Source organism: Paenibacillus sp. J31R98, assembly GCF_056269245.1.
The window spans coordinates 103,587-127,802 of sequence record NZ_JBWDNO010000001.1 but is presented as its reverse complement, the minus strand read 5'-3'; the positions used below and the strand labels follow the sequence as shown (position 1 = coordinate 127,802).

Genomic DNA, 24,216 nt, shown 5'->3' with positions numbered 1-24,216 from the left:
GCGAAAGTTGTATAAAGGGAGTAGTGGCTTATAGCAAACGAGAATCTCATTTTGACTATGATTAGGTCAGCTTATAGAACGTCGCAGCGTTCCCGCCGTAAATCGCCTCAAGCTCCTCCGATTCGAGAGAAGGTGGCAGTGCTGAAGAAAGCACATCACACACATCGCTATAGCTGCCAGCGAGCAAGCATACCGGCCAGTCACTGCCGAACAGAACGCGCTTCGTGCCGAATACGTCGACGATATGCCTCACATACGCGGCGAATTGCTCCGGCTTCCACTCCTGATGGTTGGCCTCCGTAATCATGCCGGATAGCTTGCAATACACACCTGGGAACGACTCCGCGATCTCCTTCATCTGACTCGCCCAAGGCTCAATAACTCCCTCGCCAATCCGAGGCTTCGCGATGTGGTCAATAACGGCATGCAATCCAGGCACTTGCTTCAACAGCTCAATTGCAGCAGGAAGCTGATGCGATACAAGCAGCAGATCGACAGGCAGTTGAAGCTCCGCCAGCTCTTGAAGCGCCTCCACGTATTGCGGCTGCAGCACCTCACTCGCATCCTCCATCTCTTGAATCATGACGCGGATACCGACAAACTTCGGATGAGAGGAGAATGCCTCCAGCGCCTGACGCCACTTCGGATCGGCAAAATCTAGCCAGCCCACTACGCCTGCAACCGACTCCGATTGTTCGGCAAGCTGCAGCATATATTCCGTCTCTGCATGGGTAGCCGCCGCCTGTACAATAATCGTACGGGACACACCTGCGCGTTCAAGCTCCGGCTCAAGGTCGCCAGGTCCATAATCGCGGTAGAGAACCGGCCCCGCTTCCGGCGTCAGCCAGCCGTAATCGCCACGATCCAGCTTCCAATAATGCTGATGCGCATCTATTCTGATCATATCTCATACACCTCTTAATCATATTTTGATGATCGTATAGCCATTCATCTGTTATAATAGGTACAATCTGTAAGCGCTTGCTATTTATTCATTCCCTATCTTAAGGAGGATACTGATGCAACTAAATCTGATGACATTCAATTTGCGTGTTCATGTTCTGGAGGATGGCGACAATGCATGGCCGAACCGGATAGCAGAGGTTGCTGCAGCAATCAAACAAGCACAAGCAGACATCGTTTGCACCCAGGAAGGATTGCCTTCCATGCTGCAAGATCTGCAAGCGCTGTTACCCGATTATCAATCCATTGGAGCAAGCCGAAGCAGCGGTACGCCAGACGAATGCTGCGCGATCTTCTATAAACAGGATGTCGTTACGCTTAAGGAGTACGAACACTTCGGCTTATCGGAGCATCCGGAAGAGCTTGGCTATAAGAGCTGGAACACCGCCTGTCCTCGCATGTGCACATGGGCCAGATTCGCCGGTCGTGAAGGCAAGGAATGGATTGTCTATAATACCCATCTCGATCATGTCAGCGAAGAGGCGCGACAAAATGGCATACAGCTCATCCTCTCCAGAATGAACAACTCAAACAGCCTAGTTCCATCTATGCTAGCAGGTGACTTCAATTGCGAACCGACAAGCAGGGCTATCGAACTCATTCATGAAGCTGGCCTCATCTCCGCCTTCTCGGTCTTGGAAGAACCGCTGAGCCGTACCTTTCACAGCTTTCAAGGCGGCGATACGGGGAGCCCGATCGATTATATTTACGTATCGAAGGATGCACGAATTTCTTCAACGACCATCGACCGCGGCCTTTATAACGGACGCTATCCTTCTGACCACTATCCGATCACCACAACCATAAACCTAGATTAACTGTCTATAAAAAAGGAGTGCCTCGGCACTCCTTTTTACAATTTCTATCCTTGATCCGGCACGAAACGGTTCGTCAATGCGCCAAGCTTCTCGATCTCGATCGTAACGACATCGCCAGGCTTTAAGTACACTTGCTGCTCCGGCGGCAAGCCAAGCACAACCCCTTCAGGCGTTCCCGTCAAGATCACGTCGCCAGGCACAAGCGTCATATGCTGCGACACATAGCTCACAATCTCATCACATTGGAAAATCATATCCGATGTATTCGACGATTGGCGTACCTCGCCGTTCACGGTCGATTTGATCCACAGGTCGTTCGGATTGCCGACTTCATCTGCAGTTACCAAGTAAGGTCCGAGCGGGCTGAAATCGTCGCAGGACTTGCCAAGCAGCCATTGTTGCGTACGAAGCTGCAGGTCGCGTGCAGACAAGTCGTTGACAGCACAGTAGCCGAATACGTGGCTGAGCGCGTCTTCTTTGGACACATATTTGGTGTTCTTGCCGATAACGATAACAAGCTCAGCTTCATAGTCCAACTTCTCCGTCACTTTCGGAACAGCGATGTCCTTCAGGTGACCTGTCAGCGTGTTGTTGAATTTATTGAACAGAATCGGGTAATCCGGAATCGGTGCGTTCGTCTCTTCCGCGTGTTTGCGGTAGTTAAGACCAACGCAGATGATCTTGTTCGGATGCGTGACGCACGGCCCCCATTCAATGTCGATTTCCTTGCGAGCATAAGCTTCGCCGCCAGTCACAGTCAGCGCGCTTACATAGCTGCGAAGCGCAGCAAGCACCGATTCTCCGCCTTCGATAACAGCTGTAACCGTAGTTGGCACCTCTTGCTCAGCCTTTACAACCTGAAGCGCTGCTTCAATATCAATAATGATGCCTTCTGCGACAGCAACGCCAAGCGCGCCGCGTCCTTGTTTCGAAATCGTAACCAGTTTCATAAAAGTTAAATGCCTCCATTCAAAATAATAATCATGCTGCTATGAACTCAATTCTGAATTACGCGTTCTTGCCGAATACGACGCCGCCGTCGACGTAGAACGGCGAACCCATCACGAAGGACGACTCATCCGATGCGAGGAATAGAGCTGCTTTCGCCACATCCTCTGGGTAACCAAGCTCTTCGCTCAGCTGGCGCTTCTTGAGGCCTTTGATTGCTTCCTCAGGATCGGCATACGACGTTTTCAAATAATTCTCTACAAAAGGAGTCATAATCGTGCCTGGCAGCAGCGCATTCACACGAATGTTATATTGCGCGTAGTCGACTTGCATCGATTTGGTCAGCGCAAGCACAGCGCCCTTCGTTGCTGCGTAGGATGCGCGGCGAGCTAGACCGATCTCCGCGATGCAAGAGGACATATTGATGATTGAGCCGCTGCGGCGTTCGATCATATGCGGAATAACATATTTGCTCGGCAAGAAGACGCCGCGGATGTTCACATTGATGACGCGATCCCAAACTTCCGGCTCGATCTCGTGGAGAACACCGACACCGCTGATGCCGGCATTGTTGAACAGCACGTCAATGACGCCGTAGTGCGCGATAATTTGATCGACCATCGCGGATACTTCTTCCGGCTTCGTAACGTCAGCGCGAATGAAGATGGCCTCTCCGCCTGCCGCTTCGATCTCTTTCACCGTTTCTTGACCGTTCTGCTCGGACAAGTCATTAATAATCAGCTTCGCTCCTTCGCTTGCGAACAACAGCGCCGTCGCCTTGCCGATACCTGAACCCGAGCCTGTAATGAGAATGACCTTTTTTTGCAACCGCATGCAGCACATCTCCCTTATCGTAAGTTTTACACGGATAACCGTCTTGCTAGATCGAGCATCTCTGCTCTTGCCTGATCAGACTTCACAGCCCATTGATGCAGCAGCATCGAACAGCTGACCGCTGCTTGCTCACCGCTGCTTACACGGATTGGAGCCGCTACGCATCGGAAGCCCATGACAGACTCCTGATCGTCCAGCGCGAAGCCATGCGTACGGATCGCTTCCAGCTGCTTGAACAGCGCGCTTCGGGTGCTAATCGTATACGGCGTAAGCTGTGCAAGCTGCTCCTCCGGGAATAACCGAAGCAGCTCTTCCTCACTCAGCTGGGCGAGCATTGCTTTGCCTAATGCTGTTGCATGCACCGGCAGCCGCATTCCTGGCTCGGATTGCAGCCGAACCGGTGATACCGCTTCAAGCTTCCCTAAGTAGAGCACTTGATCGCCCGCACGCTTCGCCAGCTGAATCGTCTCCTGCAGCCGATCTCTCGCCCCGGACGCTTCCTCCTGAAACGAGTGATGCAGATCATACTGCTTCAAGTACGACGACCCATACTCGGCAAAAGCATGCCCAAGCGAGTACGTATCGCCCCCGCTCCCGCTGCGCCGCACCCAACCGAGCTTCTCCATCGTGTTCAGTAGAGAGAACATTGAGCTCTTGTTAATGTCCAGCTGCCGCGACAGGTCAATCAGCTTATGCTTGGCCGGCTCCTTCGCGAGTACAGCCAGTACTTTGTCTGCCTTCTCAAGCGCAGGCACCCAATATTTGCGTTCCTCTGCCACAGCTCCACCATCGCCTTGTCCATATCCGTGTGGTTTAATATACAAAACCAACTTCTATATAGTAAACTAATCTATCTCCACTATAGCTCGCGCCACAAGTATTTTCAATATAAAAAAACACGGCAGCAGCTCTTCATGCAGGAGCTAGTGCCGTGCTTGGATTTACTTCATGATTCTGGCTCGGAAAGTGACGTATTCCGTGTTTTTAGGGAGCTGGATGGAGAGCGTTACCTTCTCCGCCTTCGCGAGCTTCTTCGTAATGGATGGAACGGAGAGCTTCATCCACTTCCGATCATGGTTAACCGCTGACAGCTGCAGCTCGGTTTGACCCGCCTCGATAACTTGCCCGGATAGATTTTGCAGCTCGAGCTGGTAGGTATCTGTTCCTGCCGATTGTGCGTCCTGACCGAGAGCGAGCGGGTAGAGCGGATCGGGATGTACCGTTGTTTCGGTTGGGAAAGGATCGGTCACCGTCTGATCGGCGTCATCCAGAGGGCTGAAAAATGTTTTGTCCTCAATAATAAACTTCTTCTGATTCAACTGATTCAGCATGACGGACCACTGATAATATTTGAGCCCATTCAATATAGGCGTCGCTGGCGCGAACATGCGTCCATCTACAAGCTCAGGCGCAACTCCAATCGAGAAACCCAAGTCTCCTTCAAAGACGGCAGAATCCTGACCTGCACGAATATTGCCTACCGATTCTCCATGCGAAAATATAATGACGCTTTTGCTCGCAGTACGATACGCCGGCACCGCCCCGATTGCCATCGCGAATCCCCATACCGGCACCATCAGCTTGCCCGACTTGAGGAAAGGTGCCTGCTTCCCCGGAAACAGGACATAGTTGCCTTTCATGATCAGCGGCATGACTTGCTTACCAGCGCTTGCCGTCGCCTGCACGGCTGGCGAAGCGGTCGCGTTTGGCTCAGCAGCGGCGGCAGCAGCAAAGCCCAGCAGCGAAAGTATGATCGAACCAATTCCCAATTTATGACGAAGACGCATCTGTCTCTGAACTCCTTTCAACTTCCAATAATATCATTTCAATAGACGTTTGATGCGTGATAAGAGTTGCGCCTCTGCTGCCTCTCAGCAATAATAAATGGTAGAAGACCGAAAGGAAGTGGCTTAGCGGATGGACGCACCTGGCACGCCTGTCATTAACAGCATCGGCGATATTCGCGTTCAAGCAGGCGGTCATATTCTTGGGCCGCGCGCGATCGAAGATTATGAGCTCGTCTATTTTCCGGATGGGACCGACACCGTCTATGAGGTTGAAGAGCTGTCCTTCCCGCTCGACATCCCCTGTTTCGTGCTGACTCAGCCAGGCGTTTCGCACCGCTATCTGTTCGACCGCGAACGTAATGTCCGGCATCTGTTCGTCCACTTCGATTACGAGTTGCTGCGTGCGAAGGATCCCAGATTCACCTCCATGCTGCAGCAGGTGCACGTCGTTCCAGCCCACCACAGCTCGCTCATCGCCGCCATCATGCAGCAAATCGTCGTCGTTGCCAATCATCAATCGCATCATTGGAAGCGCCGGCTCACCGCTCTCTTCGATGCCGCTCTGGAGGAATTGGCCGCCTTCGCTGACAAAACGCCAGAGTTTGCAGCCAGCAGCTACCCCGTGCAGATCGCCCGAAGCATCGCGTTCATGGACGCTCATTTGACAGAACCGATTACCATCGAGACCATTGCGCAGCAGTCCGGTTGGTCGCATGAGCATTTTACACGCATGTTCGTGGCAGCTGTCGGAATGACGCCGAAGCGGATGCTGCTGGAGCGACGACTTCACTATGCGGAGGAATTGATGATGCGGGGCCAAGGCACGGTGAAGCAAATCTCATATCTGGCCGGCTTCGGGGACGAGCATCATTTCTCAAAAATGTATAAGCGCATTCGCGGCATTACGGCGACGGAGTATATCGAGAGGAGCAAATCCCCGATCTTTAGGCATGCGGCAATTGAGGATAATCGTGACCCTGCTTTCGTCAACCGGCATATTGTCGTTAATCCAGATATCAAATAAACACATCGTTTATTCTCTTCCTTCCATTGAAAACGCTGCCTCTTCTGCTGCACAATAGAAGCATAATTCACGTTTACTGGAGGAATTCATAACGATGGGAACTTACTATACGCCTAAGTCTCGCGAACGGGAAGACCGTTATTTGGTAAGCACGGACCAGTATACCCATTATCACCGCAATGGTTATCTGGTTGCCAGAGGCCTCGTGTCAAATGAAGACATCAACGAGCTCTACCAGCTTGCCGAAGATACTCGCCTGAAGACCAAACCGAATGAAGATCGCAACAATGCCGGCGATCCGCTTAATGAAGAATTTAAGCAGCAGACGCGTATCCATATGCTGTCCCGGCTTGAACCAGCTGCAGAGCGTGGGCTGCTCAATCCTCGCATCGTCGATGTTATCGAAGCGTTGATTGGACCGGATGTTTATGCGGTGCAGTCGATGATGTTCCTGAACCCGCCAGGCCGCGGAGGTCAAGGCTGGCATCAGGATGCCTGCTATATCCGGACGCATCCCGATACGCTGATTGGCGCATGGATTGCGCTTGAAGAGGTCGATGAAGAGAACGGCTGCCTATGGGTTGTGCCGGGCTCCAATCATGAGCCGATCTATCCGCCGGACGGCATCGGAGGCGGCAATGTGCACGCGGTTGATGCGTTCTCCGACCTGCATGCCGTGCAGCATGTAAGCCATCTTGACGACGAGGTCAACACGCTATCCCACGTCGTTGCGAAGTACCCGCCGCCGATCTCGGTGCCGATGCAGCCGGGCGACGTTCTCTTCTTCCACTCGCATCTGTTCCACAGATCCTATCCGAATCAGACGGTCGATCGCTTCCGCCGCTCTTACGTGCTGCACTATTGCAATGCACGTTCGTGGGTGCCTTGGGATCATGATCACTTCGACGGCGATTCCGGCAACTATCGGCAAATTCTTGCCCGTGGCCGCACGCATCTGCCTTATGCCGAGCCGAAGTTCGGCACTGAAGTGTATCTCTACGACGGAGACGATTCCGATGGAGAGAACGTGGCCATGATGGGCATGGACGGCATGATGATGCCGGTTGTGCAAAAGAAATAAGAAGAAGCCGAATGCGGATTAATGCCGCATTCGGCTTCTTTTTGCTTCGTTTGCGTTATTACATCAACTGGACAATTTGGCTTCGCTTCCTGTCACCACTAGTTCTCTTCTTGCTCATTCAACTCGCCCGCGCAATCCGAGCAGATGAGCGCACCGTTCTCCGCGATCACTCCGTTTAGGAACCCGTCTTCGCAATACACTGATTTGTTGCACAGCCCGCACTCACCGACTAGCTCTCTCACGCGCACGCTCGCCTCCTCGTATATGTAAAGGAATATCGCGACTGCTTCCCGAATTGTAATTGTATGCAAAGGGGGCTTACGCTTATGGATACCTTTTTCTCGCCTCATACAGGGGATTCATTTATCGCTTACGCGGCTCCACACCTGATCATGATCGCTATATTGCTCGGGCTTGCCGTGTTGTTGTATCTATTCCGTGATGCCATTCGTGAACGCGCAAGGCTTCGTGTGATTATTCTCGCATTGTTGCTCCTCGGACTCGCCATTCCCGAGGCAGGTCTCTACTATTGGTATGCCGCCGAGGATCTGTGGAATGCAAGGAATACGCTCCCGCTCGAGCTGTGCAGCATCTCGCAGATGCTTGCGATCCTCTTGCTAGTCACACGCAGCAGGTTGCTTTACCAAATCGTCTTTTTTGCAGGGATCGGGGGAGCATTGCAGGCCATTTTCACCCCCGATCTCGACTATCCGTATCCGCATTTTCGCTTCTTCCACTTCTTCATCGTGCATGTCGCGATCATTCTGACACCGCTCTATTTCACATGGGTCGAGCGCTATCGTCCAACTTGGAAGTCGATCGGGATCACGATGATCTTCCTCAACATTCTCGTCATCGTTGTCGGCGGAATCGACTACTGGCTCGACGCCAACTATATGTTCCTCCGTCACAAGCCAGCGGGCGCTTCGCTTCTCTCGCTGCTTGGGCCGTACCCGTACTACTTGCTGGTCGAGGAAGCCATTGCGGTTGCGATATTTACTTTGATGTATTTGCCTTTCGTTGTAGGGCGGCGATTGGAGCGAAGGCTGAGATAATCTGATTGTCTCGGCGGCTTTCGGGAGTGAGAGAGGATTTTGCCTCTCTCGTGCAGGATTTCGGCGGTTTTCGGAGCTGAGAGAGGATTTTGCCTCTCTCAGCGGGACTTGAGCCGATATTTCGGCGGATTACGCTCTTGAGAGAGGATTATTCCTCTCTCGCGCAGGACTTCGGCGGTTGTCGGAAGTGAGAGAGGGTTTTGCCTCTCTCAGCTCCAATTCCCCCACCGAACCCACACTACAGAGCTCTGAGAGCACGTATACGTTCTCTCACCATACAAACCACTCTAAATTTTCGCTGAGAGAACACATACATTCTCTCAGTGGAAATTCCCCCTCCTAACTCACGCTTCGGAGCTCTGAAAGCACACATACGTTCTCTCAGTACCAAGTCGAGCCGCGACCGCCGCATTTTGCACCCGTGTGATCACAGATCAACCCGCGCCAACAACTGCATCTGCCCCTAAACCACCGTCACAATCGCATCTGCCTGCTGACCGAGTCTTCGCGCGCCGACGGTGACGTCAGCGGCGATGCGCGCGCGCTTCACGCCGCGCATGCCCGCATCCGCCGCCAAGTCGAAGCGCAGCTCTCCCATAGCTCCAGCTGCCAGCTCCACCACTTGCTCCGGCGCTTCGATTGCGAGGCCGCCATCCGCTGCAACGAGCCGCACCGTTACCCGCTCCTTCACCGGCAGCGGGTTCAGCACTTCAACCGTGATCGCCGCCGAACCGCCAGCTGCCAGCTCGATCTGATACGGCTTGATCCAAGCGCAGAAGCCCTCTGCGCCCATATCAATCTCACTCAACGGCAGCAGCTCATCATGCAGCTGCTTCAAGCTCTCGCCATCGCGGGCGAGATTCTCCAAGTAGCCATCTGTCACCTCTAGCGGATCCCAATGGCCCGAGATGATAATATCCGGCTGCAACTGACGGTAAAGCTCCGCACTCAGCACATAATCATGAGATCTGAATTTATTTTTGTACACGTAGTTGTTCAGCTTCCCATCCGTGCCCTGCTGGTCCCCAATCGCAATCACATGCTTGCCATCCACCTCGAACGAAATCGCCACTGCATAGAGCGTATGACCCGGCTGCTCGTAGAGCCTGAACGTATACTCCTCCCACGCAATCGGCTCGCCAAGCGGCAGACGCCTGTCCACCGGGATCGGATCGTACCAGAGGCATGGCACATCATATCGTGCTGGCTGCTCGAGCACATCCGCGAAGTTCTCCGCCACCCATGTCTTCGCGCCTTCCACATCCCGCAGCAGATTGAAGCCCGCGAGATGGTCGTCATGGTAATGCGTCGGCATAACAACGTCAATACAGCTCACGTTGTAGCGTTTCTTCAAGAAAGCGATTTGCCGCAAATCCGGCCGTCGCGATGAACGATCCACCCCGGCATAGAATGCCTGATTGAACGACGGATAGCCGTAATCAATCATCAGCGCCTTACCGCTCTCCGACAGCAGCACATACGAATTGGCAAAAGATCGCATGTTGAGGAGCAAATGCGGCGTAATCTCCCTATAGTCCGGCTCCTTGCACTGTTCCAGAACTTCTTCATTGCCACGCAGCCGCAGCAATTGCTTCAAATTCTCCACAAGCGGATCAATCGCAGCAACCGGCTCCTCCATGACGACGCCATGCGATGGCAGCAGCATGTCCAGCTCCAGCTCACGCAAGTCCGAGACGGAAAGCACCGTACTCACGACGCCTTCGCTGCCGTTGTACGTCCATTGCGTTGCCGACATCGACCACACTTTGCCCGGTCCAGCGATGAGATCGCCGGTGAACGCCGCCTTCACGCCGTCCACTTCCGTCACAATAGAGATCGAACCGATTGTATGTCCAGGCGTCGGCACGATCTGATAGAAACGTCCGCCAAAATCATGCCGTGAATGATCCTTCAACGTTCCCGCAATCGCAACAGGCGCAAGTAAAGAAAACCGATCCTGTCGAACATCATAATTGTTATAGATGCCTCTTCCATGCCAGTGCAAGTCGACGTTTGCGAACAGATCCTGCTCGTGATGCGGCACCCATATCCTTATGCCCGCAGCTTCAGCTCGCGAGAGCCCCTGTCCCTGATCCCTGTGATGATGAGTCATCAGCACATCCGTTACACGCTCCACACCGATCGCCGCCAGCTCATCCAGAACGGAGCCTGATCCGAAGTCGATCAGCACGGCTTCAGTACCATTCACGATCACATACACCTTGCAAGTATCTTCATGTTGGAATAAATGCTCGGTCAATTGTCTCATCTTTGCATCTGCTCCTTTTATCTCGCCTAGTCATCTCTCACCTGTAAAATTTCTCCACACACGCGCAAACCTCCTGTCCAGCAACCAAAAAAGCTGCCGATACCATCAGGAATGTTGCACTTTTCCCTACAATAAAGTTGCATTTTTCCCTACATTAAAGGTACTATCAGAACATTGAGATTTATAAGGGCTATCCATTCGACAACGCATGAGAGGAAATGAATCCATCCCAATGATTATCAAACCTAGAACACGCGGTTTTATCTGCACGACCGCTCATCCGACAGGCTGTGCCTTTCAAGTGCAGGAGCAGATCAACTATGTGAAAGAGCATAAGGCCATCCAAGGACCGAAGAACGTCCTCGTGATCGGCGCATCTGCAGGCTATGGCCTTGCATCCCGTATTGTTGCAGCATTCGGCGCAGGCGCGAACACAGTCGGCATCTACCGCCAAGGCGAGAGCAAGAACGGCCGTACTGCTTCCGCAGGCTGGTACAACTCCGCAGCATTCGAGCAAGCGGCGCAAGCGGCTGGACTGAAATCGTTCAGCGTAACCGGTGATGCTTTTACAGATGAGACAAAACAGAAAGCGGTTGAGCTAATCCGCAAGGAGCTCGGCCAAGTCGATCTCGTTGTATACAGCGTTGCATCCGCACGCAGAACGGACCCGCGCACAGGCGAAACGTTCAATTCGGTGCTGAAGCCAATCGGCGATACATACACGAACAAGACCGTTAACTTCCATTCCGGCGAAGTGAGCATGGTATCCATCGACCCGGCATCGGAGCAAGAAATTGCAGACACCGTTCATGTTATGGGCGGCGACGACTGGCAGCTGTGGATTGACGCATTGCAGCAAGGCGGCGCACTCGCTGAAGGTGCTGTGACGGTATCCTACTCCTATATCGGCTCGCAAATCACGCAAGCGATCTATAGAGAAGGCTCCATCGGCCAGGCCAAAGACCACTTGGAAGCGACTGCGAAGAATCTCAGCGAGCAGCTGTCTTCTATCGGAGGTCAAGCATACGTAACTGTCAGCAAAGCGCTCGTTACTCAGTCGAGCTCGGCAATTCCTGTCGTTCCGCTCTATATCTCCGCACTGTACAAAGTGATGAAGGAGAAAGGCATTCACGAGGGCTGCATCGAGCAAACGTACCGCTTGTTCGCAGAGCGCCTCTACACCGGCGGTGAAGTTCCGGTGGACGCTGAAGGCCGCATCCGCATCGACGATTGGGAGCTGCGCGAGGATGTACAGGAAGAAGTTGCAAAGCTGTGGGCAGCCATGACAACGGAAAATATTAATGAGATGTCGGATCTCGTAGGTTATCGCAAAGAGTTCTTCCAGCTGTTCGGCTTTGAGACCGAAGGCGTCGACTACGAAGCAGACGTTGAACCGGACGTCAATGCTCCAAACGTATACTAAAGCTCAATCCGTTATAAACTCAGAAACCCGCGTACACTAGATACGCGGGTTTCTCTTCGTTTACAGAGGACTTGCCACCGGCTCCGTCCAATATTGATAATCTGTGGACAATACGGATTGTAGAAACTTCCCGGTATGCGACTCTTCAACTGCAGCGACTTGCTCCGGCGTCCCCTGTGCAACGACGGTCCCGCCGTCCTTGCCGCCATCTGGCCCCAGATCAATTAAGTAATCGGACACTTTGATGACATCAAGGTGATGTTCGATGACAAGCACGGAGTGCCCATTATCAACCAACTGATTCATGCAATCGATCAGCTTCTGAATATCGTGCAGATGAAGACCTGTCGTCGGCTCGTCCAGAATATACAGATTGTGCGAGCCGCGTTTCAGCTTGCTGATCTCGGTCGCCAGTTTAATTCGCTGCGCCTCGCCTCCGGAGAGGGTGGTCGAAGATTGGCCGAGCTTCAGGTAGCCTAAGCCCAATTGATTCAACACATTTAATTTATGGAGAACGTACGATTGATCGCTGAAGAATGTAACTGCCTCTTCAATGCTCATATCGAGCACTTGTGCAATGTTCTTCCCCTTCAGCATCACCTCGAGCACATCGTTGTTGAACCGCGCTCCTTTGCAAGAAGGACAGACGGATTCCACATCAGGCATAAACTGAAGCTGCGTCGTGACTATCCCTTCGCCCTGGCAATGCTCGCAGCGTCCGGTCTTCTGATTGAAGCTGAATTCGTTCTTGCCAATTCCGCGTGCTTTGGCCTCTTCTGTATCCGCGAACAGCTCGCGAATCCGGTCGAAGAATCCCACATACGTCGCTGGATTAGAGCGCGTACTGCGACCGATCGGCGATTGGTCGATATTGATGATGCCGGTCAGATGCTCGATCCCTTCGATCGAATCATGCTCGCCCGGCACGATACGCTGGTCATGGAAGTGAGCATACAGCTGCTTATACATGACTTCGTTAATAAGCGTACTCTTGCCGGAACCGGATACGCCGGTGACGCATGTCATGACGCCGAGGGGAATCTCCACGCTGACATTACGCAGATTGTTCGCTCTGGCACCGTTGATACGGAGGTATAAACCCGAATGAGCCCTTCGTTTGGAAGGTACCTCAATCCTTCTAGCACCAGTTAGAAAAGCACCCGTCAATGAGTCCTTCTGCTTCAGTAGCTCTAGTGCCGTCCCCTGCGCGATAATTTGACCTCCATGCTCGCCAGGTCCTGGGCCGATCTCGATAATATAGTCCGCGCTGCGAATCGTATCAAGATCATGCTCGACGACGATAATGGTATTCCCAATATCGCGTAGCTTCTTCAAGGTCTCCACGATTCGCATGCTGTCTCTGGCATGCAGTCCGATGCTCGGCTCATCCAATACATAGAGCATGCCCATCAGTCCTGTGCTGATCTGAGTGGATAGCCGAATACGCTGCGCCTCTCCGCCCGAGATCGTATCCGATCTTCGGCCTAGATGCAAATACTCGAGCCCAATGTCGATCAGCAGATTCAGCCTCGACATGATTTCGCTAACGATTTGCCCGGCCGCATGCTTCTTCTCTTCCGAGAATGCAACGTTACCGAGGAATGAGTGCAATTCCTTCAGAGGCATGCTGCAGAGCTCATGAATATCTTGATCCTCGAGACGTACGCAGAACCTTTGGGCTTTGAGCTTCTTGCCCTCGCAGTCCGGACAAGCATGCTCCACCATGACCCGTTTGAAGAAATCATTATCTCCGATGCCGTTCTCGCCTCTTCGTTTGATATGCCACTTGTACCAACGGTTGACTTCATTGACGAGTCCGCCGTATTTTCTCAGCTTGCCTTCCTGACTCTTCGCATGACGAGGATGATCATCCGTAACCAAGATCGGGAACTGCTCGCCTCTCGTTCCGTGAAATAGTCGGTCAACGAAGTCATCCGGCAATTCGTGAAACGGGGTGTCAAGGCTGAACCCGTAGTGGGCAAATATGCTGTGAAACAGCATTCCTCGATAGGATTTCTTCGTGCTGGGACCATAGATGTTATGGTCGAGCGCGCCTTTGCTGACGCTTTTCTCCGGGTTCTTGATTAAGAAGCGCTTCTCTGTACGCAAGTAGGTACCGATGCCGCCGCAAGTCCGGCATGCGCTGCTTGGATCGTTGAAGGAGAAATACGAGGGATGCAGCTCACCGATAACGAGATGATGCTCCGGGCAGCCGAAGTTGCTGTAAAATGCGTCCATATCGACTGGTTCACCGCCCGAGCTCACAACTTCGAATCGGATAAAGCCTTCGCCGACCAGCTCCAGACTGTTCTCGATCGTCTTGGCGAGCGATTTGAATAGGCCCGGCATGACGATCACCTTATCGACGATAACCTCCATAAGGTACTCCGTTTCATCATCGAGCTCGAGCGGATCGCTCAGGTTATGAATCCGCCCGTCGATCTTGACCGAGCGGAAGCCTTTGCTCCGAATCTCATCAAACAACGTCTGGTAGTCTTCATCATATAGCTTAAAGATTGGAGCGAGCACCTCAAGCTCGGTTCCCTTAGGCAATGCCTGCACATGATCGATCATCTGATTGACCGATTTGGTTGCAATCGGATGCTGGCAGAACGGACAGCATGCTTCACCCGAAGACGCAAACAACAGTCTCATAAAGTCGTACATGTCCGTCATCGTGCCCACGGTAGAACGCGGATTCGAGTTTCCTTTCTTCTGCTCGATGGCAATGACCGGAGACAAGCCAAATACAAAATCGACATCCGGCTTCTTCAGCTGACTCATCCGGCTCTTGGCGAACGTAGACAGAGATTCGAGGAATCGGCGCTGGCCTTCGCCGTAAATCACTTCGAATGCAAGCGAGGACTTACCGGACCCGCTTACTCCCGTAATGACCGTCAATTGTTCCCGGGGGATCATGACGTCAATATTCTTCAAATTGTTTTGTCTGGCGCCTCGTACCTCGATACTTTTCTTCATCGGCAGCAACGACTCCCTTAGGTAATCTTAATCTTCCTCCTCAAGCAGGTAGGCCGGTTCCTCCAAGTAAACTCTGCTCTTCGGCGTAGCTTTCACTTCAGATGGAAACAGCGACAGATACCCGCGGTCAACGAGCCAGCTGCAAGCGAGCTCGAGCGTGCCCGTGTCAATCCGGATCACCATTCCCAGCTTGTCCGCCATTTCCGAGATGGAGCGAACATCTTGCTCCTGCATGAGGTATTCGAGAATCGGAGTGAATAACTCCTGCTCCCTTTCTTGAATGTACCGGACAATTTGATCGAGTGCGGCCTTCACTTTAGCTTTATCGACGGCACCGCCAACGAGCCCGATATAAATCTGCTGAAAGAAAGCCGGATTAAACTTCATCGCCTGCAGCACTGCTTCACGCATAGGTACCTCATCGTTACGTATCACTTCGATTTGCGCCAGCGTATCGATCATCTTAATCATCCAAAATGCGCTGTACAGCTCATCATCCTTCACGTATAGCCATTTCTCCGCTTTAGCAAGTCCGCCAAGCACGAAGCAGCCCAGCTGCAAGAGCTGGAGCTGCCGATCACGTTCGCCGATATAGCGAATATTCGCAAAATAGTCTTCCAAGGACTTATCCTTCGTGAACAGCAGCGTTCCCCTCAGCATGTAGGAATGAACGAAAGAAGTGGATAGAGATTTCTCTATCCACCGCTTGAATTCATCGCGGGTTTGTATGCTTGCGTTAATGGCAATTCCATTCTCAACAAAGCACATCCCGTGTTTGGTTAGCTTCTGATCACGAACGATTAGCTTGATATCAATGTCGGATTTCTCCCACACTTGATCATAGGACAGACTACCAAGCAACACCGCCGCGATGACTTGATCATCGTTTCTTGTCTTCTCCACGAAGGCTTGCAAGGCTTCTTGGTACATGGCGCTAGTTGTGGAGCTATCCCTTGTCATCTAACAGTCACCTCGCTGAACTATTCAACAAGACCTGAACGCGCAACGCCTTGAATGAAGTAACGCTGCAGGAACAGATAAACAATGAGCATCGGCAGCAAACAAACGAATGTCGCGCCCATAACGACAGGCAAGCTGAACACTTCAAAGTTACTGCCTGTAATCGTCGTCAGCGATTGATAGAGACGCGGAAGCATCATCGGTATCGTGAATTTCTCTTCAGAGGTCAGGTAGATAGACGGCTCGAAGAAGTCATTCCAATGCCATACAAGCGACAGCAGCGCCGTAACGACGATAGCCGGTGGAGTCAGCGGCAGAATGATGCGCCAGTATACTCTGAAGCTGCCGCATCCATCCACCCTTGCTGCATCCTCAAGCTCCCAAGGAAGCCCCCGGAACAATTGACGGAAGATGAAGATAAACAGTGCTCCCCGCAAGCCTCCTCCGAAGAAGGAAGGTACGACCATCGGCAGTATGCTATCCGTCCAACCGAGGGATTTGTACTGCATGAAGAGAGGTACAATAATGGTTTGCGGCGGTACGATCATGGTGAACATACAAAGAACGAATAACAGCTCACGTCCGGGAAACTTGATGCGGGCAAAGCCGTATGCGATGAACGAGCATGACAGCAGCTGACCGACCACGCTAAGACCGGAGATCAGGACCGAGTATTTCAAATGCCGCATGAATTGAAGACCTTGCATGCCGTAATAGAAATTCTCCCAGGCCATACTTTGCGGAATCCACTTAATCGTGAAATCGAGCAAATCTTCAGGCTGCTTAAGAGTAGTCGTAATCATATAAATGAACGGATACAGAAATACGAAGGCCAAATCGATGAGAATGACATAGACAAAGATGTGGTAGATCAGCGAGATCCATCGGCTCTTGCTCCCAAATCGGCTTACCAAGGTATTGTTGCGAATCGCTTTTACTTTGCTCTCGACCTTGGCGCGATCAATGGCAGCCGTGCGCTGCTTGGACTTTGATATCGGAATCGACTTCACGCTGCACCTCCTAACAGTTTTTGCTACACTTTATTTTTCTCCTGTGTATACAACCAGACGTCTAGTCGAAGCAAACACGATAACGAGAAGCACGAATATAAACAGGAAGTAGATCCATCCCAAAGCCGATGAATAGCCCATCTCAATCTTCGTAAAGGCCATATCCTTGATATACACCATCATGCGGTTGTTAATATCCGTGAAGGAATCGACACAGGTGTAAACCAAATTGAGCAGAATGATCGGTGTCATGAGCGGAAGCGTAATCTTCCAGAACATCTCCCATTCCGTTGCGCCATCACATCTTGACGATTCATAGAGAGATATAGGAATACCTTGAAGTCCTGCCAGGAACAGCAGAATCTGTACGCCGGTCTTCCAGAAAATGACCGTCAGCCTGCTAAGCATATCGAAGACGATCTGAGAGAATGTCGGTCCCATATACAGGAACACTTCATCCGGCACACCGATACCATTGACCAATGTGTCCTTGCCGACCCCTGCGTACAGCAGCTGCTGCATCGCAAGACCGGAGCCGATCAGGACGGGAAGGAAGAATGCCGCCCTGAAGAAAGCGCGTCCCCGGATGTTATGATTCAACATAATGGCAATGATCAGCGAGAATACAATGATCAGCGGCGTATTGATGACCGCATCCTGTACAACCGATATGAACAGCGGGACGAAATTCGTATCGAGCACGAATGCCTTGTTGAAATTCTCCCACCCGACACTCCTAAGCTGGAAGTTGCCGACCCCCACCACCTCGTGAAAACCGAGATAGAGGGAGTAAGCGAGCGGATATAACATGAACAGTGCGAAACCAATTATCCAAGGAGCGATATATACGTACCCTGCAAGCATCTTCTTTCGTTCCAGGCTTAATCTGCGCCCTCTCATGGTTATCCCCCTTTCTTCACGACGATGAAGTTTTTATCCGGCACGACCGAATCCCCGACTTTTACCTCACGAGGCGAATAATTGACGATAACCTTCGTTCCGTCCTCATACTCGGTCTCGTATACATCCTCTTGCAGCTTGCGATGTTCGGTCATGGCCTGCGACCAAACAGGCTGCAGCTTCTCGTTCATTTCTTTATATTGGGTGGTCGCTTGCTTCACCCAGTTGCCATAATCCGAACTGAACAGATCGCTGTAATAAGTGTCTTTCAGATCCTCTGCATAATTCTTCGTGAATTGATAGTAAGGCATGTAGCCATATTCCACCATCTTGAGATATTGCATCTGAGGATCATAGAACAAATTCTGCGCATCCCCCGAGTAAGGGATCAAGCCATGGACGACCATTTGATAGAATGGAATCGTCTCGTCGGTAAAGAAGAATCCACTGTCATCCATCGGAATGCCGAATAGGCGCGACGAATTTTTGAGCGTGTACCCATTCCCCCCGATCGAGGCAGCACTGCCGAACTGCTTGGCCGACTTCTGCATCATCTCTCCCCATTGCTGGGCTGTTCCTTCACGTGTGAGCGGATAATCCTTGTTATAGTCAAAATAGTTGATATATCCGATCCCGTCGAAGTTGATGCCGGAGATATTCAGCTTGCGCAGCGGGTCAATCACCCTGTTTTCAAACCCCGCATTTTGCTTACCCGCATTCAGGAAGAACTCATAGTTGTAACGATCTGTGACGGCAAACTGGTTGGCACCGACAACGACGTCAGTACGCTTCGAGAATCCGTCGAACTCACTCCAAGCATCAACATAGTCGTCTTGCAAGAAGAGTTGAATGTTCTTCTCTTTGGTATAGTCGCTTAATTTCTTCAATCCGTCTGTTCCCCCAAGCTTGGTGGATGGCTTATAACCGGATGGATAAGCCAAATATCCACGCCCGGTCCAGCCCAGCAGATTGGCAGAGATATTGTTTACGCCACGCTTCTGCATATCGACCATAATGTCCTTGGCGTCATCATAGGTCGTCGTAGGAATGAAATGGTCGAACAGAATTTGATTCTTCTTAATCCCCATAAGCAAATCAAGTCCAAACGGGATTTGGTCGCCTTTCTTGATAACCGGAGCAATCCCCTGCTCTTTGATCAGAAAGTCCCGGTAAGCGCTGGCCATATGGCCGTAATCCGCTTCCTTGTCGCTAAAGAAGACATAACGGATCGTGTGATCTTCCCGCAGCAGCTGCTTCTCCGGCTTTCTGGCCAAGTTCCCGTCTTTCTTAACCGCTTCATAATCACGCCTGTAGACAAGCTCCGAGGATACCCGATTAAGATTAATCAGATAACCGCTCGGGGAGTAAAGAATATTCGCATCGTATTCGCCTTCGGTAATCATGCCGAGAAACGCATTGTTGTTCACTTTCAGGCCGAATATGGGCAGCATGGCATTCTGTTGCCTCTTGAAGTTGTTGAACGTAATCGTATCCGGTCCATATACGCTAGCGCGGTATGGATCCAAATAGCTGGAGTGATGTTCTTTAAAAGTCGACAACGCACCAGGTCCATCCGGATAAACGGCATAGCCCTGATCTTGGTCCGATCCCGCTCCGAAGAACGGAAGCGGGGCAATCTTCATGACCCAATTGTTCTTCGATTCTTGAACGGAGTTTCCTGGCACTTTAACCTCCAGGGCATTGCCTTTCAATGTAAACTCCATATCGAAGCTGATCTTCAAGCTTGCTAGATCATAGTGTACGGAAATTCCGTTATCCAGCGGTTTCGTCTTGATAACCGGCTGTTCAATAACCGAGTTGGTTTCGAGCGATTCGAACGCCGGTCGATTCGGATCCGTATACGTTAAGTGAAAGATCGACTGACTGCTCGCTGCCCACAGCTCATTGCCGTCCTCGACGGCCTGCTTATGCTGAACCGCCGAATTCCATACATGCCCGTTGCTCTTGTCTTTCACTTGAATAGCAGAGTCGGATGACCGGAAAAACAGCTCTAGACGGTCCGTCTCTGCAATCTTCTCAAAGCTGCCAGTAGGATCCTGCGCCTCTGAAGTCGCCTCGTCATCCGCTGCGGCTTGCACCACATCGCCCCTCGGCTTCAGTTCCTGATTCGCACGGTCAATGGCGCTTCTCAGCGAGGGTAATGCCAAGAACACAAGCGCCGCAATGATCATGCCAACGACTCCGTAATAGATGCTTCGTTTGGCTGTTCTCGTATTCATGGGTCCCCCTTAATTGTTCGCCAAGTATCGAATTTCAACGATGATTTCCCGCGCGAACTGAATGACATGGTTTGTAAGCGCGAACGTAAGTCCGATCGTCCCCCAGAAGGTAATGAACGCAAACAGGATTAGCAGCAAGACGCCGACTGCCTTTTTGAAGGTATAGTCATTAAGCACCTTCAACTGGATGAAGATCAGCAGCGCCACCCAAATCCAGATGATCGAATTAATACTGTTATATAGGCCAAGTTCGCCTCTGGACAGGATTAATGAGAGCGCTGCAAGCGGTATCGCGAAGACAATATAGGGAATCAATGCATAAGACATCGCCGTTAGAATCTGACTGAAGTGAGATTCGCCATCCATAATCGTCGTTATCAAATAACAAGCGACTACCCCGGAAATCAGCGGTGCTACGAAGCGGATTAATTCCAGATTCAAATCAGCGTCTTCGGGCTGAAGTGATGTAATATGGAAGCTTGTCATGTAGATGGTGATGACTCTGACGCATAAGGTCATCAGAATGAGCACGAGGGCTGTCATCAGACTTTTATTTTTCTGAATTTCTTCAAAGCCGTCTGCCGGATGGAACAATACCGCTACTCCGAGCCGCAGCGAGCGAAAGCCCGATTGTTTAATTACCTCTGATCTGTTCAAAAGCCATACCTCCTAATGACGGTATTGGTGATGCGGATCATGTATTTCACGATCAGATAGATGACATACACGATAATGGCCGCGGCAATGAGGATCCAGCCAAGGTACTTACGCATGATGTCATGCCGGTATTCAGCAAATGCCTTCGAGTAACCGTCTTGATCTCCGCCCAGCTTGAATTCCTTCATAGCCTCTTTCCATTTCTCTTCTTTCATCAGCGCCTTCGCTACGCCACGATGGGCTAGCGGGAAGTTCTCATCGATCTTCAACACTTCATTCCATGGACCAAGCGCATCCTGATAACGTCCGTTGAAATAAAGCTGGCTGGCTTGATGAACTAGCTCCGAGAAACGCGTCGGGTGGAAAATTTGAATATTGTTGCGGTCACGGTCAAGCACGTAAATATTGCCTACCTTATCGACAACGATACTCGATGGGTACTCAAAGCGGCTCTTCGTATCCCCTTGTCCGCCGAATACGGCAAGCAGGTTGCCTTCTTGATCATACTGATAAATTTTGCGGGACATCGCATCAAGCGCGTTCACAATGCCGTATTGATCGATAGCCAAGTCGACAAAATACGGCTGCTCCAGTGCTCCGCTTTCGATGGACGATTCGCCGAAAGTCTTCTTCTTGTAAATGTTCTCGCCCATCGCGTTGAACTTCTTGATCTGATCCTTGTCGATCAGAACGGTAGGCGTATAGATAAAGCCTTTGTTATCGATGGTTAAGTTCGAGTTCTGCGCAGGGACCGCATTGTTCAGCTGTTCCCTCTGCTCAGGCGTGGCGAGCAATCGAACCAGCAGTCTCGTCCATTCGAACGGGACACGATTGGCCCCGATATAACCGCGAAACCGGTTCATCGCATCGATCATCATAAATCCGCCGTAATCATTCTTGTTCAGCACGTATAAGTAGCCGCGTCGGTCCATTAGGACTTTATCTGGAGCGAACTCCAAGTCCTTACGGAGCAGGCTCGATTCCGGCTTGCCGAATTCCTCTACGAATTTCCCTTCCTTCGAAAGGTGAATGACCTTCTTGCTGCCCGTATCCGCTACGAACATATCGCCGTACTGATCGACGAAGATACCGCTCGGCGAGTTTAATTTCACGCCTTGGTCCTTGCCGAAGATGCCAAGTACTTTGCCGTCTCCGCTTAATTTGACGATCCGATTGTTACCTGTATCGGCTACATAGAGAAGCCCCTTATCGTCAATGAACAAATCGCCCGGTTTGTTGAATCCCAGCGCGTCGATATCGAGAATGACCTTCTCCACCGTGTAGGTAAGCGGAATCGGAATTCGATAGCCGTGCAGCGGATCAAACGTATATGACATTTGCGGAAGAGCGTAGGCGGGCAAAGTGCCGACAAGAAACAGCAGACAGCTGATAAGGCCCACCGCTATCCGTTTTATCATTGCATCCGCCCCCCTAGGATTTAATCCCTGAATACACCATCGTATTCATGACCAGCTTTTGGAACAGAAGAAAGATAATAATCGGTGGAAGGGTAATCAGGAATGTGCCGGCTGCAAGAGCGCCAGATCGCGCAACGACGCCAGGTCCCCCAGCAAGCGTCTGGATCGCAAGTGGCAGCGTCTTCATCGTCTCGCTTGTCGTGAATACGAGAGCCGAGAAGTAATCATTCCAGTTCCCGATGAACGAGAAGATGATTAACGTCGCCCAAGCCGGCTTGCTGACAGCCATAATGACTTTCCAGAAAATTCTCCATTCCGATGCTCCGTCGATATGCGCTGCTTCAATGAGCGCATCCGGAATCTGATCGAAGAACTGCTTCATGAGGAAGATGTTGAACGCAACAGCGACCTTCGGCAATATTAATGCCCAATACGTATTTACAAGTCCAAGTCCCGACACGATCAGGTACGTCGGAATTTGCGTGACTTGAGGCGCGAACATAAGCGCCGATAGAATAACGGCAAAGATGAATCTGGCGCCAGGAGGTTTGAGCTTGGACAGTACGTATGCGCCAAGGCTGCACACGACCAAGCTTATCCCCACGATTGCGCCTGAGACAAATACGCTGTTGAAAATGTAGCGAGAGAAAGGAACGACCGAACTGTCAGTCGCCGTTAACAAATCAAAGAAGTTGCGCATAGTCGGCTTTTGCACGAGAAATCTCGGCGGGTACAAGAACAGCTCGTCGAGCGGCTTAAACGCCGTAGACACCATGTAAATGATAGGCAGAGCCGTAAAGCCGACCAGTGCAATCATGAACAGGTATAGCAATCCCCTGCTGAAGCGGGCTGCAAATTTCGCATAGCTTATCGTCACGTCCTTTGGCCCCCTATTGATCTTTGGATGATAACAGTCTCATTACGATACGCCCCAAGCCCAAGGTGACGAAGAACAGGAACACCGCGATGGCTGAAGCATAACCGAGTTCGAAACGAATAAACGCGTAGTCGAAGAGATGCGAGATAATGGTATGTCCCGCATAGTTCGGGCTTGGCATACCAGCAAGTGCGACCGCGATATCGAACACCCCGAAGGCCGCGACGATCGAGTTGACCGCGCCGAACAGCAGCTGGGGCTTCATCAGAGGAAGCGTAATATACCAGAGCTCCTGGAACTTGCTTGTAATGCCGTCAATGGAACCTGCTTCATATAGCTCAGGCGACACATTCTGCAAGCCGGCGAGGAAGACGAGGAAGCCCGTCCCCATACTCATCCATAAGGAAACGATAATAATGACAGGCATAATCGTGTCCGGATCCGTTGTCCATAGAATCGGCTCGGAGATCATTCCCCAGCTGAGCATCAGGTTGTTCAAGAGGCCATATCGGTCGCCGGAGAAAATATAGAGCCAGACGATCGATAACGCGATACCGCTTGTTATGGACGGCACATAAAAGGCAAGCGAGAAGAGCATCTTGGCACGCAGCGAATTGATGACCCACGCAAGCAGGAACGATAAGCAATAGCTGAGCGGTCCTGCAATGACTGCGAAGACAAATGTGTTCTTAAGCGACTTAATGAAGATGTCATCTTCCAGAAACAAGACGCTGTAATTCGACAGTCCAATCCATTTAGCCGGTTGCAGCATGTTGTAGTAGGTAAAGCTTAGGTAAACGGATTGGACGACCGGAATGACTGTGAAAACGATGAACAGAATGAGGAATGGGCTCAAGAATAAATAGCCGAGCATACTCTTCTTCATCAAACTCGATAATTTGAACCGGCTGACTTTCTGCGCCGGCAGTGGAATCGGATTGTTCACTTCCAAACTGCTCTGCATAACGCTCCT

21 protein-coding genes are annotated in these 24,216 nt (G+C 51.4%); 5 read left to right on the top strand and 16 right to left on the bottom strand.

The annotated features are described in order from the left end of the window. Window positions 1-61 precede the first annotated feature (61 nt). On the bottom strand, window positions 62-904 hold the full coding sequence (locus AC0YNX_RS00505; protein ID WP_475813704.1) for an amidohydrolase family protein: 843 nt from the start codon (window positions 902-904) through the stop codon (window positions 62-64). Between the two features lie 115 nt (window positions 905-1,019). On the opposite strand from AC0YNX_RS00505, the gene AC0YNX_RS00500 reads away from it, so the two are divergent. After that, a complete protein-coding gene (locus tag AC0YNX_RS00500; RefSeq protein ID WP_475813703.1) occupies window positions 1,020-1,781 on the top strand; it encodes an endonuclease/exonuclease/phosphatase family protein in 762 nt (253 codons plus the stop codon). A gap of 44 nt (window positions 1,782-1,825) precedes the next feature. Here the strand turns inward: AC0YNX_RS00500 and AC0YNX_RS00495 are convergent, their stop codons facing one another. From AC0YNX_RS00495 to AC0YNX_RS00480, 4 genes are all read right to left on the bottom strand, one after another. Next, complete coding sequence (locus AC0YNX_RS00495) at window positions 1,826-2,731, bottom strand: fumarylacetoacetate hydrolase family protein (protein ID WP_475813702.1); 906 nt, start codon at window positions 2,729-2,731, stop codon at window positions 1,826-1,828. 58 nt (window positions 2,732-2,789) lie between these two features. Further along, entirely contained in the window at window positions 2,790-3,563 is a 774-nt protein-coding gene (locus AC0YNX_RS00490; RefSeq protein ID WP_475813701.1) for an SDR family NAD(P)-dependent oxidoreductase, read from the bottom strand. Between the two features lie 26 nt (window positions 3,564-3,589). Then, entirely contained in the window at window positions 3,590-4,387 is a 798-nt protein-coding gene (locus AC0YNX_RS00485; protein WP_475813700.1) for an IclR family transcriptional regulator, read from the bottom strand. A gap of 117 nt (window positions 4,388-4,504) precedes the next feature. Beyond that, the gene (locus AC0YNX_RS00480; protein WP_475813699.1) at window positions 4,505-5,350 is read right to left on the bottom strand and encodes a stalk domain-containing protein; all 846 of its coding nucleotides are present in this window, start codon (window positions 5,348-5,350) and stop codon (window positions 4,505-4,507) included. Between the two features lie 130 nt (window positions 5,351-5,480). Between AC0YNX_RS00480 and AC0YNX_RS00475 the strand changes: the two genes are divergently transcribed. Further along, window positions 5,481-6,374, top strand: coding sequence for a helix-turn-helix domain-containing protein (locus AC0YNX_RS00475; protein WP_475813698.1), 894 nt, complete (start codon window positions 5,481-5,483; stop codon window positions 6,372-6,374). 94 nt (window positions 6,375-6,468) lie between these two features. Continuing rightward, window positions 6,469-7,455 carry a phytanoyl-CoA dioxygenase family protein gene (locus AC0YNX_RS00470; protein WP_475813697.1) on the top strand — a complete coding sequence of 329 codons (987 nt, stop codon included), beginning with the start codon at window positions 6,469-6,471 and terminating at the stop codon, window positions 7,453-7,455. Between the two features lie 98 nt (window positions 7,456-7,553). Here AC0YNX_RS00470 and AC0YNX_RS00465 read toward each other — a convergent pair whose 3' ends face one another. After that, window positions 7,554-7,697, bottom strand: coding sequence for a hypothetical protein (locus AC0YNX_RS00465; RefSeq protein ID WP_475813696.1), 144 nt, complete (start codon window positions 7,695-7,697; stop codon window positions 7,554-7,556). 84 nt (window positions 7,698-7,781) lie between these two features. Between AC0YNX_RS00465 and AC0YNX_RS00460 the strand changes: the two genes are divergently transcribed. Beyond that, window positions 7,782-8,510, top strand: coding sequence for a YwaF family protein (locus tag AC0YNX_RS00460; protein ID WP_475813695.1), 729 nt, complete (start codon window positions 7,782-7,784; stop codon window positions 8,508-8,510). Between the two features lie 463 nt (window positions 8,511-8,973). Here the strand turns inward: AC0YNX_RS00460 and AC0YNX_RS00455 are convergent, their stop codons facing one another. Continuing rightward, a complete protein-coding gene (locus AC0YNX_RS00455) occupies window positions 8,974-10,779 on the bottom strand; it encodes an MBL fold metallo-hydrolase (protein ID WP_475813694.1) in 1,806 nt (601 codons plus the stop codon). A gap of 232 nt (window positions 10,780-11,011) precedes the next feature. Between AC0YNX_RS00455 and fabV the strand changes: the two genes are divergently transcribed. Then, the gene (gene fabV, locus AC0YNX_RS00450; RefSeq protein ID WP_475813693.1) at window positions 11,012-12,202 is read left to right on the top strand and encodes an enoyl-ACP reductase FabV; all 1,191 of its coding nucleotides are present in this window, start codon (window positions 11,012-11,014) and stop codon (window positions 12,200-12,202) included. A 60-nt stretch (window positions 12,203-12,262) separates the two neighbouring features. On the opposite strand, the gene uvrA is transcribed toward fabV, so the two are convergent. Genes uvrA through AC0YNX_RS00405 form a run of 9 tightly spaced genes read right to left on the bottom strand, consistent with a single transcriptional unit; the run spans window position 12,263 to window position 24,207 of the window. Further along, window positions 12,263-15,181: an excinuclease ABC subunit UvrA gene (uvrA, locus tag AC0YNX_RS00445; protein WP_475813692.1), complete on the bottom strand. Its 2,919-nt coding sequence runs from the start codon at window positions 15,179-15,181 to the stop codon at window positions 12,263-12,265. A 27-nt stretch (window positions 15,182-15,208) separates the two neighbouring features. Further along, a complete protein-coding gene (locus AC0YNX_RS00440) occupies window positions 15,209-16,141 on the bottom strand; it encodes a hypothetical protein (protein ID WP_475813691.1) in 933 nt (310 codons plus the stop codon). Between the two features lie 20 nt (window positions 16,142-16,161). Further along, window positions 16,162-17,151 carry a carbohydrate ABC transporter permease gene (locus AC0YNX_RS00435; RefSeq protein WP_475813690.1) on the bottom strand — a complete coding sequence of 330 codons (990 nt, stop codon included), beginning with the start codon at window positions 17,149-17,151 and terminating at the stop codon, window positions 16,162-16,164. A gap of 30 nt (window positions 17,152-17,181) precedes the next feature. Continuing rightward, window positions 17,182-18,051 carry a carbohydrate ABC transporter permease gene (locus AC0YNX_RS00430; protein ID WP_475813689.1) on the bottom strand — a complete coding sequence of 290 codons (870 nt, stop codon included), beginning with the start codon at window positions 18,049-18,051 and terminating at the stop codon, window positions 17,182-17,184. A 2-nt stretch (window positions 18,052-18,053) separates the two neighbouring features. Continuing rightward, window positions 18,054-20,291, bottom strand: a complete 2,238-nt coding sequence (locus AC0YNX_RS00425) for a DUF5696 domain-containing protein (RefSeq protein ID WP_475813688.1) — start codon at window positions 20,289-20,291, stop codon at window positions 18,054-18,056. 9 nt (window positions 20,292-20,300) lie between these two features. After that, on the bottom strand, window positions 20,301-20,948 hold the full coding sequence (locus AC0YNX_RS00420; RefSeq protein ID WP_475813687.1) for a Yip1 family protein: 648 nt from the start codon (window positions 20,946-20,948) through the stop codon (window positions 20,301-20,303). Continuing rightward, entirely contained in the window at window positions 20,945-22,366 is a 1,422-nt protein-coding gene (locus tag AC0YNX_RS00415; RefSeq protein WP_475813686.1) for a hypothetical protein, read from the bottom strand. Before AC0YNX_RS00415 ends, AC0YNX_RS00420 begins: the two co-directional genes overlap by 4 nt. Before the next feature lie 13 nt (window positions 22,367-22,379). After that, the gene (locus tag AC0YNX_RS00410; protein WP_475813685.1) at window positions 22,380-23,243 is read right to left on the bottom strand and encodes a carbohydrate ABC transporter permease; all 864 of its coding nucleotides are present in this window, start codon (window positions 23,241-23,243) and stop codon (window positions 22,380-22,382) included. Window positions 23,244-23,256: 13 nt separating this feature from the next. After that, window positions 23,257-24,207 (bottom strand): carbohydrate ABC transporter permease, encoded by a 951-nt coding sequence (locus tag AC0YNX_RS00405; protein WP_475813684.1) that lies wholly within the window; start codon window positions 24,205-24,207, stop codon window positions 23,257-23,259. Between the last annotated feature and the right edge of the window lie 9 nt (window positions 24,208-24,216).

Coding starts and splice junctions, on each gene's coding strand:
- AC0YNX_RS00505 (WP_475813704.1), bottom strand. CDS start 904: ATGATCAGAATAGATGCGCATCAGCATTATTGGAAGCTGGATCGTGGC.
- AC0YNX_RS00500 (WP_475813703.1), top strand. CDS start 1,020: ATGCAACTAAATCTGATGACATTCAATTTGCGTGTTCATGTTCTGGAG.
- AC0YNX_RS00495 (WP_475813702.1), bottom strand. CDS start 2,731: ATGAAACTGGTTACGATTTCGAAACAAGGACGCGGCGCGCTTGGCGTT.
- AC0YNX_RS00490 (WP_475813701.1), bottom strand. CDS start 3,563: ATGCGGTTGCAAAAAAAGGTCATTCTCATTACAGGCTCGGGTTCAGGT.
- AC0YNX_RS00480 (WP_475813699.1), bottom strand. CDS start 5,350: ATGCGTCTTCGTCATAAATTGGGAATTGGTTCGATCATACTTTCGCTG.
- AC0YNX_RS00475 (WP_475813698.1), top strand. CDS start 5,481: ATGGACGCACCTGGCACGCCTGTCATTAACAGCATCGGCGATATTCGC.
- AC0YNX_RS00470 (WP_475813697.1), top strand. CDS start 6,469: ATGGGAACTTACTATACGCCTAAGTCTCGCGAACGGGAAGACCGTTAT.
- AC0YNX_RS00460 (WP_475813695.1), top strand. CDS start 7,782: ATGGATACCTTTTTCTCGCCTCATACAGGGGATTCATTTATCGCTTAC.
- AC0YNX_RS00455 (WP_475813694.1), bottom strand. CDS start 10,779: ATGAGACAATTGACCGAGCATTTATTCCAACATGAAGATACTTGCAAG.
- fabV (WP_475813693.1), top strand. CDS start 11,012: ATGATTATCAAACCTAGAACACGCGGTTTTATCTGCACGACCGCTCAT.
- uvrA (WP_475813692.1), bottom strand. CDS start 15,181: ATGAAGAAAAGTATCGAGGTACGAGGCGCCAGACAAAACAATTTGAAG.
- AC0YNX_RS00440 (WP_475813691.1), bottom strand. CDS start 16,141: ATGACAAGGGATAGCTCCACAACTAGCGCCATGTACCAAGAAGCCTTG.
- AC0YNX_RS00430 (WP_475813689.1), bottom strand. CDS start 18,051: ATGAGAGGGCGCAGATTAAGCCTGGAACGAAAGAAGATGCTTGCAGGG.
- AC0YNX_RS00425 (WP_475813688.1), bottom strand. CDS start 20,291: ATGAATACGAGAACAGCCAAACGAAGCATCTATTACGGAGTCGTTGGC.
- AC0YNX_RS00415 (WP_475813686.1), bottom strand. CDS start 22,366: ATGATAAAACGGATAGCGGTGGGCCTTATCAGCTGTCTGCTGTTTCTT.
- AC0YNX_RS00405 (WP_475813684.1), bottom strand. CDS start 24,207: ATGCAGAGCAGTTTGGAAGTGAACAATCCGATTCCACTGCCGGCGCAG.